The organism is Candidatus Profftia tarda, from assembly GCF_904848675.1.
Classification (GTDB): Bacteria; Pseudomonadota; Gammaproteobacteria; order Enterobacterales; family Enterobacteriaceae; genus Profftia; species Profftia tarda.
The window spans coordinates 187,685-203,121 of sequence record NZ_LR890047.1 but is presented as its reverse complement, the minus strand read 5'-3'; the positions used below and the strand labels follow the sequence as shown (position 1 = coordinate 203,121).

The following is a 15,437-nucleotide window of genomic DNA, read 5'->3' as shown; positions in this document are numbered from 1 at the left end:
ATTTAAACATAGTATCTTATATCGACGTATAAAAAAGGAATACCCCGTATAATCATCTGTTTTAAATAAGATATTTATACACATTACCACATAAATCTATTCAATTCCATTTCAAAGTTTTCATCCTCAATGTTTCTCATATTTATCGCACATAATCAATCATACTATAGTTTATCTTTTGAGTGTTATTTGCCATCTTTTATTTCTTCTGTGAGGGTTCTTGATGAAAAGCTTAAATTTTGTTTAGCAATTATTTCTACGTATAATGCGTCATAAAATTCGAGACACTACTAAATATATTTTCAAGATATCAAAATCATAAAGCTATTATTGAAAAATAAGAAGATAAATCCCTGCAATTTTTGCATGGATCTAAATTTATTATTTTAGAATAAATTAGTATTATCCTACTAAGAAATACATAAAATACTAGAGATTATTTATGTATCAATCGGTACAATTAGCAGTGCTTTTCTACACTTCTATAAAGTGTACTATTAAAAAATAGCGCGATTATGCAATGTAAAACTAACATTTTTATTTCCTCCTGTATTCTTGGTTTATTAATATCATATTAACCATCTTCCCTAGTGACTGCAAAAAAAGAGTGATGCATAGAGTTAAAAGACAAAACCAGATGAAGTGTGAAACATGTTAAAAACATACTAGAATAAAGAAGTAATATCATAATATATTAATATGATAATTAAAGTATTTAGAAGTTTTTTATCTTTCTATTTACACTATCAGGATCGATACCTTATTTAAATAATATAAGCAATAAAAAGGGGATAACATAAGCAGAAGATATGAGATACAGTAGTTATCAGATAATCAGTTAGTAAGATTAATGTTGTTCATGTGGAATAGCCACTAAAGGAATAATATCAATATAATACTTTTAAAGAAATTTGTTTGCTTTAAATAAGAAGCATTAGTGGTTACGAGTTTGACACAAAATACTTTTATAGAACTTTTTTCTAGAATTAAGTAAATAAATACTATTATACATATCATGCTGCATAATCACTCTTACCCATAACACAATTAGTTTTTAGAAAAATACAAAAATTAAATGAATCTTATCGTATTTGATCTCATATCAAGCTAGGGTAAAGCTATAAATTAATACTAGTATAGAATAATACGTCTGTATTAATAATACACCATGTAAAATTCTTCTATACAATCTTTGTATCATTTAAATATATTATTTTAAGTAAAATTATTCTAGATATTTTATATTTCTAACACCGACAGATATTGCTTGAGAACTCATTATCATTTTCTGATAATAAAAGAGCTTAATAAAATTTTTCTTAGCTGCTTTTGTATTTTTAAATTAATAGAATCTTAAAGAGATAATATTTATTATTAGTATCTATGGTTTTCAATTCACAATATCTGAATGCATTCATAATGCATTGCTGGTAGCGTTAGGCGTGAGCATAGAACATTGATGCTTGAATGTGCCTTATAATATATACTAAATAATGCTATGAAATAATAAAAAATTTAGAAGTTATATGTGTATAAGATATTTTTTATTCCTGTAATATTCTGATATATCAATTAGGAATTGCGGTAGTGGAAGCTTCTAATATTTAAGGTAAAAAATATTTATGTTAAAAATTGATATATGATCACATGTATGACTTAATAGACTTATCTCTTCATAAATAGATAAATTTATCTAAATATAATAAATATAATGCGATTTTTTATAAAGATCATCATATTATATAATACCAAGTATTATCGTAGTGTTTTAACTCATAAAATACGCTATGATTTCAATCGAAGATAGTATCAGTATCAAGATGAGTAAATAATACAGGTAATAAAATAGAGACAATAACAATATCTAAACAGATAATACTTATTGAATAAATATAGAAATCATATAAATACCGCTTTAATTACTTCCTGCATTTAATAAGACCATATTAAATCATGAAAGCTAAGAAATCTTATAACATGGTATGAAATATCGCTTAATGATAGAATCCAAGGAATAGAAGAAGCCTTTAAAGGCTTCTTCTATTCCTTGGAAGCAAACTGTATTACTGTTCATCACTGTTTATACTTGCATTTAGCAATTCTGCTAGATTAGCAGTTGCTTCTTCAGCGCTTACTTGTGGAAGTGCAGACGTTTCTCCTGCAGCTTTACGCAGTGCACGAGCTGTATGATAAGCGTAACCAGTTCCAGCCGGTATCAGGCGCCCTACAATTACATTTTCTTTTAGACCACGCAATTCATCTTCCTTGCCTCCAACGGCGGCTTCAGTAAGAACACGAGTAGTTTCCTGGAAAGAAGCTGCCGATATAAAGGACTCAGTAGCTAGTGAGGCTTTAGTAATACCAAGCAGATCACGACTATAGGTTGCAAGAGTATCGTTCTCATCTTTCAGCTCACGATTAGCTATTTTCACGCGAGAAAACTCGACCTGCTCGCCTTCTAGAAATGGGCAGCTACCAGCAGTTTTAATCGTGGCTTTTCGTAGCATCTGACGCACAATTACTTCTATATGCTTATCATTAATCTTAACTCCTTGCAATCGGTAAACATCCTGTACTTCATTTGTAATATAGCTGGTTACAGCATGAACACCACGAAGCCGTAAGATATCATGAGGAGACTCTGGACCATCAGATACTACATCACCACGTTCTACACGTTCACCTTCAAATACGTTTAGCTGGCGCCATTTAGGAATCATTTCTTCGTAAGGTTCACTACCATCTATTGGAGTAATTAACAGACGGCGTTTACCTTTGGTCTCCTTACCAAAAGAAATAATACCCGTAATTTCTGCTAAGATAGCTGGTTCTTTCGGACGACGTGCTTCGAATAAGTCAGCAACACGTGGTAAACCACCTGTAATATCTTTTGTACCACCCGACTCCTGAGGAATACGAGCCAAAGTATCACCTGTATAAATCTGCGCATAATCTTCAAGTTGAACAATTGCTTTGCCGGGCAAAAAATATTGAGCTGCCATATCAGTGCCCGGAATCAATACATCTATACCTTTGCTATCAACTATTTTTAGTGCTGGACGTAGATCTTTACCACTACCAGTACGCTCTGCAGAATCTAGAACTACTAGAGACGATAAACCAGTCAGTTCATCTGTCTGACGCGTTATGGTCTGAGTATCAATAATATCAATAAAACGGATAAAACCACTAACTTCTGAGACAACGGGCATAGTATGCGGGTCCCAGTTAGCTACGATATCTCCAGCATCAACTTCTGCTCCATTGCCTTTAGCCATAACAGATCCGTAGGGAATTTTATAACTTTCTTTAGTGCGGCCAAATTTATCTATTAGTCTTAACTCAGTATTTCTAGAAGTAATTACCAATTTGTTCTCAGTGTTTAAAACAAATTTAGCGTTGTTCAACCTTAAGTGACCTTGGTTTTTTACCTGAATGCTAGACTCTGCAGCAGCGCGAGATGCAGCACCACCAATATGGAATGTACGCATTGTTAACTGTGTACCAGGCTCTCCAATAGACTGTGCTGCGATTACACCTATTGCTTCTCCTTTATTAATGAGGTGCCCACGAGCTAAATCACGTCCATAACAGTGCGCGCAAACACCAAAATCTGTTTCGCAGGTTACAACTGAACGTACTTTTATGATATCAACAGAATGCTCTTCTAAGGTATCGCACCATTTTTCATTCAATAAAGTATTACGTGCAACAAGAATATCTTCAGTTCCTGGTTTTATAACTTCTTCTGCAGTTATACGACCCAATACGCGATCTCGTAGAGGTTCTTTAACATCACCACCTTCAATTACAGGAGTCATAACGATACCATTATGAGTTCCACAGTCATCTTCAATAACAACTAGATCTTGAGCTACATCCACTAAACGACGAGTCAGATAGCCTGAATTAGCAGTTTTAAGCGCAGTATCTGCTAATCCTTTACGAGCACCATGTGTAGAGATAAAGTATTGTAGTACATTTAAACCTTCACGAAAATTTGCAGTAATGGGAGTTTCAATAATCGAGCCATCAGGCTTAGCCATAAGACCGCGCATACCAGCCAACTGACGAATCTGCGCAGCAGAACCACGCGCGCCAGAGTCAGCCATCATAAATATACTATTAAAGGATACCTGGCGTTCTTCTTCTCCTTTGCTATTAAGAACCAACTCGGTGGAAAAGTTTTCCATCATTGCTTTGGCGACACGTTCGTTAGCGGCGGCCCAAATGTCAATCACTTTATTATAACGCTCTCCTGCTGTAACAAGACCAGATTGGAACTGTTCTTGAATTTCTGCTACTTCTGTCTCAGCTTCAGAAATTATCTCTACTTTTTTCTCCGGAATAACCATATCATCAATACCAACAGAAGCACCTGAACGCGCAGCATAGGCAAAACCAGTATACATGATCTGATCAGCAAAGATAACAGTAGGTTTTAATCCCAATATACGATAACAAGTATTAAGCATCTTGGAAATTTCTTTTTTACCTAACAGTTGATTAACAATGGTATATGGCAAACCCTGAGGCACAATCATCCATAAGATAGCACGACCGATAGTAGTATCTACCACATTAGTAGTTGTAATAAATTGCTCTTCTGTATTTTTTTCTGTTTGAGTTATACGCACTTTAACACGAGCATGCAAAGAGGCCAAACCCGCACGATAAATACGCTCTGCTTCTTTAGGGCTGCTTAAGACCATTCCTTCGCCTTTGGCGTTAACACAATCACGAGTCATATAGTACAGACCTAGCACAACGTCCTGAGAAGGAACAATAATTGGTTCACCATTAGCAGGAGATAGAATATTATTGGTTGACATCATCAGCGCACGAGCTTCTAACTGGGCTTCCAAGGTCAAAGGTACATGGACAGCCATTTGGTCACCATCGAAGTCAGCATTATAAGCTGCACAGACTAAAGGGTGCAGCTGAATAGCTTTACCTTCAATTAATAACGGTTCAAAGGCTTGAATACCTAAACGATGCAATGTTGGTGCTCGGTTTAGCATCACCGGATGTTCGCGGATAACTTCGTCTAAAATGTCCCAAACAACAGCTTCTTCTCGCTCAACCATTTTTTTTGCAGCTTTAATCGTAGTTGCTAAACCATGCAATTCTAATTTACCGTAGATAAAAGGTTTGAATAACTCTAACGCCATTTTTTTAGGCAATCCGCACTGGTGTAATCGCAGATATGGACCTACGGTAATCACGGATCTACCGGAGTAGTCAACACGTTTACCCAATAGGTTTTGGCGAAAACGACCTTGTTTACCTTTTATCATATCGGCTAAAGATTTTAGAGGACGTTTATTTGCACCAGTAATTGCCCGACCTCGGCGGCCATTATCTAAGAGAGCATCAACTGCCTCCTGAAGCATGCGTTTCTCATTGCGCACGATAATATCAGGAGCAGCTAAATCGAGCAGCCTTTTTAGGCGGTTATTACGATTAATAACACGACGATATAGATCGTTAAGGTCAGAAGTTGCAAAACGACCACCATCTAGTGGTACCAATGGGCGTAGATCTGGTGGCAGCACCGGTAGAACAGTTAATATCATCCACTCTGGATTGTTACCAGAATGAATAAATGCTTCAAGTAATTTGATGCGCTTAGTCATTTTTTTGCGTTTAGTTTCAGAATGAGTTACATTTAATTCCTCATATAATTCTTCGCAGTCAGATGCCATAACCATGGTTTTCAGCAAATATTGAATAGCTTCAGCTCCCATCTTTGCATCAAATTCGTCGCCAAACTCTTCCAAAGCATCCAGATACTGTTCTTCAGTCAAAATCTGACGCCGTTCTAAATTGGTCATACCAGCTTCTACTACAACATATGATTCGAAGTAGAGTACTCGCTCAATATCACGAAGCGGCATATCTAACAGAAGGCCAATACGGGATGGCAGTGATTTTAAAAACCAAATATGTGCAGTAGGAGAAGCTAGTTCTATATGACCCATGCGCTCACGACGTACTTTGGTCTGCGTTACTTCAACGCCACATTTTTCGCAGATAACACCACGATGCTTTAAACGCTTATACTTACCACACAGACATTCATAATCTTTGACTGGACCAAAGATACGAGCACAAAAAAGGCCGTCACGCTCTGGTTTGAACGTACGGTAGTTAATGGTTTCCGGCTTTTTCACTTCACCGAAAGACCAAGCACGGATCATCTCTGGCGAGGCTAGAGCGATCTTTATTGCATCAAACTCTTCGGGCATAGTTTGAACTTTCAGAAACTTCAGTAAGTCTTTCACAGATTGGCTCCTGTCGGAGTTAAGACCTATTAGGTATTCGGATACCATAAAATATCCTTGAGGGAAGCAGCGTAAACACTAATTACAAACCCCATACAAACTATAATAGGATACTCAACGGCTAGTTTGATCACCATTAATACTTACAGTAACTCCAAAGTAACTTGGTTTTTTAAGTCATTTAAATAAAAGGAATTAGTTGTCTTCAAGCTCAATGTTAATACCGAGAGAGCATATTTCTTTTAATAATACATTAAATGATTCTGGCATACTTGGTTCCATACGGTGATCACCATCCACAATATTCTTATACATCTTTGTGCGTCCATTTACATCATCGGACTTGACGGTAAGCATTTCTTGCAGCGTGTAGGCCGCCCCATAAGCCTGCAATGCCCATACCTCCATCTCGCCAAATCTCTGACCACCGAATTGTGCTTTACCACCAAGGGGTTGCTGGGTAACTAAACTGTAAGATCCAGTAGATCGCGCATGCATTTTATCATCAACTAAATGGTTTAATTTTAACATATACATATAACCAATAGTGACTGGTCGCTCAAACTGCTCACCGGTGCACCCATCAAAGAGTGTAATCTGACCAGAAGTAGGTATACCAGCTAATGTTAGCATTTCTTTAATTTCTTTCTCTTGCGCACCATCAAATACTGGTGTTGCAATGGGCAAGCCTTTCTTAAGATGTTCAGCCAAACAAAGCACTTCTTCATCAGTGAATGTATTCAGGTCAACAGTCTGACGCGTATTATCTCCTAGATTGTAGGCTTTCTGGATAAATTCACGCAAATTATTTACTTTTTCTTTCTGCTTAAGCATAGCATTGATTTTATCACCAATACCTTTTGCAGCCATACCTAAGTGGGTTTCTAAAATCTGACCAATATTCATGCGTGACGGCACCCCAAGCGGGTTCAATACAATATCTACAGGAATACCGTGTTTATCATAAGGCATATCTTCTACTGGATTAATCTTAGAAATCACGCCTTTGTTACCATGCCGTCCTGCCATCTTATCACCGGGCTGGATATGACGTTTAACGGCTAGATATACCTTAACAACTTTTAATACTCCTGGTGCTAAATCATCACCCTGAGTTATCTTTCGACGCTTAGAGTCTAGTTTCTTTTCAAAATCAGATTTTAACTCGTCGTACTGTTCACCTAATTGCTCCAACTGATTCTGCTTATCTTCATTAACTAGACTTATTTCTAGCCAGCGATGTCTTGGCATCTGACTAATCTTATTAGTTTCAATACCAGCAGATAGCAGTACATCATAGATACGAGCAAATAAACCTGATTCCAAGATTTGCAATTCTTCAGTTAAGTCTTTTTTGGCCTGTTTGAGTTGCATTTCCTCTATTTCAAGTGCACGCTTATCTTTTTCTAAGCCATCACGAGTAAAGACCTGTACATCGATGACGGTGCCAGAAACACTATTTGGTACGCGTAGAGAAGAATCTTTAACATCTGATGCTTTCTCACCGAAGATAGCACGCAACAATTTCTCCTCTGGAGTCAGCTGGGTTTCACCCTTTGGTGTAACCTTACCGACTAGAATATCACCTCCTTTTACTTCAGCCCCAATATAAGCAATACCAGATTGATCTAATTTAGATAGAGCAGCTTCACCCACGTTAGGAATATCAGCCGTGATCTCCTCAGGGCCTAATTTAGTATCACGAGATATGCAAGCTAGCTCCTGAATGTGTATAGAAGTAAAACGATCTTCATGGACTACACGCTCAGATACTAATATAGAATCTTCAAAGTTGTAACCGTTCCATGGCATAAATGCAACGCGCATATTTTGACCTAAAGCCAATTCACCTAGATCGGTGGATGGACCATCAGCAAGAACATCGCCACTCTTGATAAGTTCACCTAGATTGACACATGGTGTCTGGGTAATACAGGTGTTCTGGTTAGATCTTGTATATTTAGTTAAGTTGTAAATATCAATTCCTGCTTCGCCAGAATACATTTCATCTTCGTTAACTTTAATGACAATTCTAGAAGCATCAACGTACTGTATGACACCACCACGTTTAGCAACAACAGTAACTCCGGAATCAACAGCTACCGCACCTTCCATGCCAGTACCAACTAGAGGCTTATCAGCGCGCAAAGTTGGAACAGCCTGACGTTGCATATTAGCACCCATTAATGCACGGTTAGCGTCATCATGTTCCAGAAATGGAATGAGAGAAGCTCCGACAGAAACTATCTGTTGGGTAGAAACATCCATGTAGTCAACCTGATAGCTATGGAACAAGCTTGATTCTCCTTTGTTACGGCAGGTTACCAGATCTTCAATGAATCTGCCTTTATCGTTCAAATTGGAGTTCGCCTGAGCGATGACGTAGTTACCCTCTTCAATGGCGGATAGGTAATGAATTTTATCAGTTACAATTCCATCACGCACTTGACGGTACGGAGTTTCTAAAAAACCATATTCGTTAGTCTGTGCATAGACAGAAAGGGAGTTAATCAGACCTATATTTGGTCCTTCGGGAGTTTCTATTGGACATACACGACCGTAGTGAGTGGGGTGAACATCTCGCACTTCGAATCCTGCGCGCTCACGAGTTAAACCACCCGGACCTAAAGCAGAGATGCGGCGCTTATGTGTAATTTCTGAAAGTGGATTGTTCTGATCCATAAATTGAGATAGCTGACTAGAGCCAAAGAACTCTTTAACTGCTGCTGAAATTGGTTTGGCATTAATCATATCTTGAGGCATCAGCATATCTAAATCACCTAGGGAGAGACGCTCTTTTACTGCACGTTCTACACGTACCAACCCTACACGAAACTGGTTTTCAGCCATTTCCCCCACAGAACGAATGCGGCGGTTACCTAAATGGTCAATATCGTCTACTTCTCCTCTACCGTTACGAATATCAATTAATTTACGCATAACATCAATGATATCTTCTTTGCTAAGGATACCGGATCCCTCAATATCTTTGCGAAGCAGTGAACGATTAAACTTCATGCGACCTACTGCTGAAAGATCGTACCGATCTTCGGAGAACATAAGATTTCCGAATAAATGTTCAGCTGCTTCACGTGTTGGTGGCTCTCCGGGACGCATCATGCGATAAATTTCAACTAACGCGCTCAAGCGATCACTAGTTGGATCAATCCTAAGTGTCTCAGAGATATAAGAACCATGGTCCAGATCGTTCGTAAAGAGTATCTGGATACGATTATGCCCCACTTGGATAAGTTTAGAGATTAAATCTATTGACAGCTCCGTGTTTGCGCTACAAATTAAATCACCTGTCTTTTTGTCGATATAGTCTTTAGCAACTATTTTACCAGAAAGATGCTCTACTGGAACTTTTATCGAGGTAATACAGTCTTTTTCTAATTGACGAATATGGCGTGCTGTGATACGACGTCCTTTTTCGACATATATTTTTCCATTAACCACTATATCAAAAGAAGTAGTTTCTCCGCGCAGACGTTCTGGAACAAGATCTATCTGCACTTTATTATTATCCTGCATATCACATGTAACTTTATCGAAGAACAAATCAAGTATTTGTTCAGTAGTAAAATTTAATGCTCGGAGAATAATAGTTGCTGGTAATTTACGACGACGATCAATACGCACAAACAGATGATCTTTAGGATCGAATTCAAAGTCTAACCATGAACCACGGTAAGGTATAATGCGTGCGTTATATAATACTTTACCCGATGAATGCGTTTTTCCTTTATCACTATCAAAAAATACTCCTGGGCTACGATGTAATTGAGACACTATGACTCGCTCAGTACCATTAATAATAAAAGTACCATTGCTAGTCATCAGTGGAATTTCACCCATGTATACTTCTTGTTCCTTAATATCTTTAATAGTTCCATCCAGGGTATCACGCTCATAAATCACCATGCGTAATTTAACACGAAGAGCAGCAGAGTAAGTGATTCCTCGGATCTGGCATTCTTTAACATCAAATCCAGGATCACCAATACGGTAACTAACATACTGCAATTCTGCATTACCACTGTAACTCTGAATCGGGAATACAGAGCGAAATGCTGCCTCTAATCCATGTTGACCATCTGGGTCTTGCTTAATAAATTTTCGGAATGAGTCAAGTTGGATAGAAAGTAAATAAGGTATGTCCAGTACTTGTGGACGCTTACCGAAATCCTTACGAATACGTTTTTTTTCAGTATAGGAGTAAACAACCATAAGTTTCCTCAGCTCGCTGATCAGTGATCCGCTCTGTCTTAGTAAGGGTAGTTCATATCATACAACACTATTATATGACCGAAAGGTAGAAATAATTTTTTTAGCAATATTTGTCTATCTTACTGTTAAAACATTTCTTCGCTCTTTTGGTTTGAATCCTTTAAAGCAAAATAGGCTAATATATTAAGTCGAAAATAGAAAGAAGCATTGAGGGACAATACCAGTGGCGACACAGTGTGAAATTACATGGGTATTCTGTACAGCATAAATGGCTGGTGACTTTTAATCACCAGCCATCAGTTAGTTGTTTAAGATGCAGCTAGAATAGCTATATTATTTAATTTCAACTTCAGCCCCCGCTTCTTCTAGAGATTTTTTCATATTTTCAGCATCTTCTTTACTAATACCTTCTTTTACAGAAGCCGGGGCAGATTCAACTAAATCTTTTGCTTCTTTTAAACCCAAACCAGTTGCACTACGCACTGCTTTAATTACAGAAATTTTATTTGCTCCAATAGACTTCAAAAGAACATCAAACTCAGTTTTTTCCTCAACATCTTCAGGTGTAGTTACAGCAGCAACAGCAGAAACAGCAGCAACAACACCAAATTTTTTTTCCATCATGGCTACCAATTCAACAACGTCTATTACAGACATTTCGGAAACCGCATTCAAGATATCCTCTTTCGAGATAGACATAATAATTGTTCCTAAAATTCAGAAATATATTATAAATAAGCAAATGCGTTAGAAAAGAAGAGCTGATTAAGCAGCTTTTTTCTCATCGCGCAGAGCAGCGATAGTGCGAACTAATTTCCCTGCAGAAGCTTCCTGTATTACTGCAATCAGGTGTGCAATTGCTTCTTTGTGAGTTGGCAAAGTTGCTAATCTATCGATATGCTCCCCTGGAATAAACTCGTCTTCAAAGACTGCAGCTTTAACCTGAAATTTTGCATTGACTTTCATAAAATTTTTGAACAGACGAGCCGCAGATCCCGGATGCTCCACAGAAAATGCAACCAGAGTTGGACCGATGAAGCTATCTTTTAGACATTCAAAAGAAGTGCCTTCCACGATACGACGCATTAAAGTATTGCGAACGATACGCATATACACACCAGATTCACGTCCTGCTTTACGCAAGTGAGTCATTTTATCTACAGTAATACCACGATAGTCAGCAATAACAATAGAGCAAGATCTTTTGGTTAATGCTATGACGTCAGAAATAATTGCCTTTTTGTCCTGAATATTTAATGCCATTAGCTTTAGCTCCTGGATTGTAAGCTGTTTATAATTTACCGAAACTAAAATTGACTAACAACAATATTTATAAATGTTAAATAAAGTGATGAATATACGTTATAAAATATTTTTAAGTTTTATTAATCTATTAAGACATAAGAGAGCATATTTCATGTTATCAAATTAGGGTCTGGACAGGTTCCTAAATTAAGTTATAGTCTAAACTATAATATGTTATCTATGTGCTCAATTTTTATTTTATAGAAATATAATCCTGCTTATGGTCAAAACGTAATAAGCTATGATTCTCTAATCAAACTAGTGAGCCACTAGAGTAGGCTATTCTGTTCAATTGATAATCCGGCACCCATGGTAGTAGATAGACTAATTTTCTGAATAAAAATACCTTTGGCATTAGTTGGTTTAGCCTTTTTTAGAGCAGTTAGCAGAGCTTCTAAATTTTCTTTTAACTTGTTAGCATCAAAGTTAACTTTACCGATAGTGCTATGAATGATGCCATTTTTATCATTGCGATAACAAACTTGACCAGACTTAATATTTTGAATAGCTTCAGTAATATTATAAGTTACTGTACCAACTTTAGGATTAGGCATTAAACCACGAGGACCAAGCACCTGACCTAACTGACCAACTACACGCATCGCATCAGGAGATGCTATAACTACATCGAAATTAATTGGACCTTTTCTAATGTGCTCTGCTAGATCTTCCATTCCTACTAACTCCGCGCCAGCAGACTTAGCGGCTTCAGCGTTAGAGCCTTGCGCGAATACAGCAATTCGTACTGACCTACCAGTGCCGTTTGGTAATACTATTGCTCCGCGTATATTTTGATCAGATTTACGCGCATCTATTCCAAGATTTATAGCAACATCAAAGCTTTCAATAAATTTAACATTGGCCAAATATTTTAACAAATTGATGGCTTCTATGATGTCATATTGTTTGGTAACATTAATTTTTTCTCTAATTATACGCATGCGCTTAGTCAGTTTAGGCATTGATTAGTTCTCCAACACTAGTCCAATGGAACGAGCAGTACCTTCTATAGAACGCATCATGGCTTCTATATCAGAACCAGTCATATCCATAGCTTTAGTTTCTGCTATTTCACGAACTTGAGAACCAGTAACTTGGCCTACTTTATTTTTATTCGCATTGCTAGAACCGGACTTAATACCAGCAGCTTTCTTCAATAATACTGCTGCTGGAGGACTTTTAGTTATAAATGTGAAAGAACGATCTGAATAAACAGTAATAATAACAGGAATTGGTATACCCTTTTCCAGGGTATCAGTCTTAGCATTAAAAGCCTTACAGAATTCCATGATATTCACACCTTTCTGACCTAACGCAGGACCAACTGGTGGGCTTGGATTAGCCATGCCGGCTGCAACTTGAAGCTTAACGTAAGCTTGTATTTTTTTCGCCATTCTAAATATCCTCGATCGGGTAATATCGCCTGTTAATAGGCTCCCCAGTTATTTGTAATCATATGAAATCTATTAAATGCAAATCTAGAATCCATAAAAACAAAATGCTAGTAATTATATTTTACTTTCTCCTATTCGGCAATAATAGATCATCGAGTTTTCTAATTTTTTAATTAACTTTTTCTACTTGGCTAAAGTCCAGTTCTAATGGAGTGCCACGACCAAAAATAGACACAGAAACCTTTAGGCGGCTTTTTTCATAATCAGCTTCCTCAACTACCCCATTGAAGTCTGCAAATGGACCATCACTAACACGCACCATTTCTCCTGGTTCAAACATAGTTTTTGGGCGAGGCTTGTCTCCGGCTTGTTGAAGACGGTTGGTGATTGCATTAACCTCTTTATCACTTATTGGAGCTGGTCGGTCAGAAGTGCCACCAATAAAACCCATCACGCGTGGTACACTACGCACTAAGTGCCAACTAATATCTTCCATAACCATCTGAATTAAGACATAACTAGGAAAAAATTTGCGCTCACTTTTTCGGCGTTGACCACCACGCATTTCAACTACTTCTTCGGTTGGCACCATAATTTTACCGAATAACTCTTCCATTCTATGTAATTTAATGTGTTCAGACAGAGATTGCACTACACGGCTTTCAAAACCAGAAAAGACCTGAATAACGTACCAACGTTTTTTAGGAACTTCAGACATTTTAAAACCTTAGGTCAGTAATAAACGAAACTAGATAGACAAGAATACCATCCAGACCCCACAGAATTAGCGACATAATAGCGGTGAATACAGCTACGATTAATGTTGTGTGAAACGTTTCTTGAAGCGTTGGCCAGATGACTTTGCGCATTTCAGTACGCGCCCCGCTCGCAAATGTTATCGCATCTTTACCCTGATTAGTCAATAATGCTACTATACCCGCAATTGCAATAATCAAAACTACAGCTATAGCGCGCAGTGGGATACTCAAGTCACGATAAATGAAATTACCTACGATGGCAATAAACAAAAGCATGATGACAACTAGCCATTTAATAGCTTGTAAAGCACACCGACTACTTTTAGCATCTATATTTCTACTCATATACTAAACCTCTGTTTCAATAGATTGTAAGAAACAACTAAGTCCGCAATGCGTGGAAAAATCAACAGAAGTCATTATCGTGCAAGAAAATAACGCAATTAGCGGGGGTTAAATGTCACAGTTAAAGAACAATATAAATATATTGATTAAGTAATTTACTAATTACTAATTCAATATATTTGACTGTCAATCATATACAGCAGCTAATATCAGATGTCATTCATGCTAAAACACTGAATTTGCTAAATTCTTGTATCGGTAGTTTATAAGAGAATCAAATAATGCACTTTTAGTGCCTATCACGTCAAATATTATTGACAAATTTATCAAAAATAGCAATTTGGATAAGCATAATTGCAACTACATCTATACTAAAATAAATATAATCTTCGATTAAGAAAGTAGATAGGGATACAGTTTATCAAAATATGCTTCCTCGAACTTACGATCACAGTATACTATTAAAGAGTACTAAATAAGTATATACTATTATGAGATGTAAATATGTATTTATTACCTTGAGCAAATAGATTCATCATATTATTCTTTGTATTTGTGTTTTTCTTAAATTTTAATAATTGTAGACCAAAATTATTATGTAATTTAATAACATATATGATTAAATAGAGCCGGAAATCTTGAATCTTTTTCTGCTGAATACTGCTGAGATATCCACGATATTATCACCTAGATAGACTTTGCTTATCATTAATATTATAAAACATGGACACATAAGTAAACATTCGTTGAACTCTATTTTTTAAAATAAAAAATCTTTTAATTCTGCATAAAGATTATAAATTAATCTATATAACCGCCAAGTAAATATATTGTATTATAAAATGATACTAGGAAAATTATAATGACTATCATAATACACTAGATCACTAAAATATTTATAAAGAGTCTTTTTATAGATTTTACTTTTAGCAAAATTTTGTCAGGTAGGATTCTCATTAAGCATCCTTACTTGATATATCGCAGAGGTATAAGTATTTTAATTTGCATTTCATTTATCTAGAAGATAATTTTCTATAAACTAGTATGCTGTTATAAAAGCTAGTCAGTTTATATTACTACTACAAAATCTGAGACAGAATAATATTATAAAAAACAGATCA

At 36.6% G+C, this 15,437-nt stretch carries 8 protein-coding genes; all 8 read right to left on the bottom strand.

Going from position 1 to position 15,437, the window contains the following annotated elements; all coding sequences use genetic code 11:
* Positions 1-2,063 precede the first annotated feature (2,063 nt).
* The 8 genes from rpoC to secE all read right to left on the bottom strand — a co-directional run bounded on the left by rpoC (position 2,064) and on the right by secE (position 14,316).
* Positions 2,064-6,284 carry a DNA-directed RNA polymerase subunit beta' gene (gene rpoC / locus KTT71_RS00500; RefSeq protein WP_216782539.1) on the bottom strand — a complete coding sequence of 1,407 codons (4,221 nt, stop codon included), beginning with the start codon at positions 6,282-6,284 and terminating at the stop codon, positions 2,064-2,066.
* Between the two features lie 195 nt (positions 6,285-6,479).
* On the bottom strand, positions 6,480-10,514 hold the full coding sequence (rpoB, locus tag KTT71_RS00495) for a DNA-directed RNA polymerase subunit beta (RefSeq protein ID WP_216782538.1): 4,035 nt from the start codon (positions 10,512-10,514) through the stop codon (positions 6,480-6,482).
* 333 nt (positions 10,515-10,847) lie between these two features.
* Positions 10,848-11,213, bottom strand: a complete 366-nt coding sequence (gene rplL, locus KTT71_RS00490; protein WP_216782537.1) for a 50S ribosomal protein L7/L12 — start codon at positions 11,211-11,213, stop codon at positions 10,848-10,850.
* Positions 11,214-11,279: 66 nt separating this feature from the next.
* A complete protein-coding gene (rplJ, locus tag KTT71_RS00485) occupies positions 11,280-11,777 on the bottom strand; it encodes a 50S ribosomal protein L10 (protein WP_216782536.1) in 498 nt (165 codons plus the stop codon).
* Positions 11,778-12,088: 311 nt separating this feature from the next.
* Entirely contained in the window at positions 12,089-12,781 is a 693-nt protein-coding gene (rplA, locus tag KTT71_RS00480; RefSeq protein ID WP_216782535.1) for a 50S ribosomal protein L1, read from the bottom strand.
* A 3-nt stretch (positions 12,782-12,784) separates the two neighbouring features.
* Positions 12,785-13,213: a 50S ribosomal protein L11 gene (gene rplK, locus KTT71_RS00475; RefSeq protein WP_216782534.1), complete on the bottom strand. Its 429-nt coding sequence runs from the start codon at positions 13,211-13,213 to the stop codon at positions 12,785-12,787.
* 169 nt (positions 13,214-13,382) lie between these two features.
* On the bottom strand, positions 13,383-13,931 hold the full coding sequence (nusG, locus tag KTT71_RS00470) for a transcription termination/antitermination protein NusG (protein ID WP_216782533.1): 549 nt from the start codon (positions 13,929-13,931) through the stop codon (positions 13,383-13,385).
* A gap of 1 nt (position 13,932) precedes the next feature.
* Positions 13,933-14,316 (bottom strand): preprotein translocase subunit SecE, encoded by a 384-nt coding sequence (gene secE, locus KTT71_RS00465; RefSeq protein ID WP_216782532.1) that lies wholly within the window; start codon positions 14,314-14,316, stop codon positions 13,933-13,935.
* Between the last annotated feature and the right edge of the window lie 1,121 nt (positions 14,317-15,437).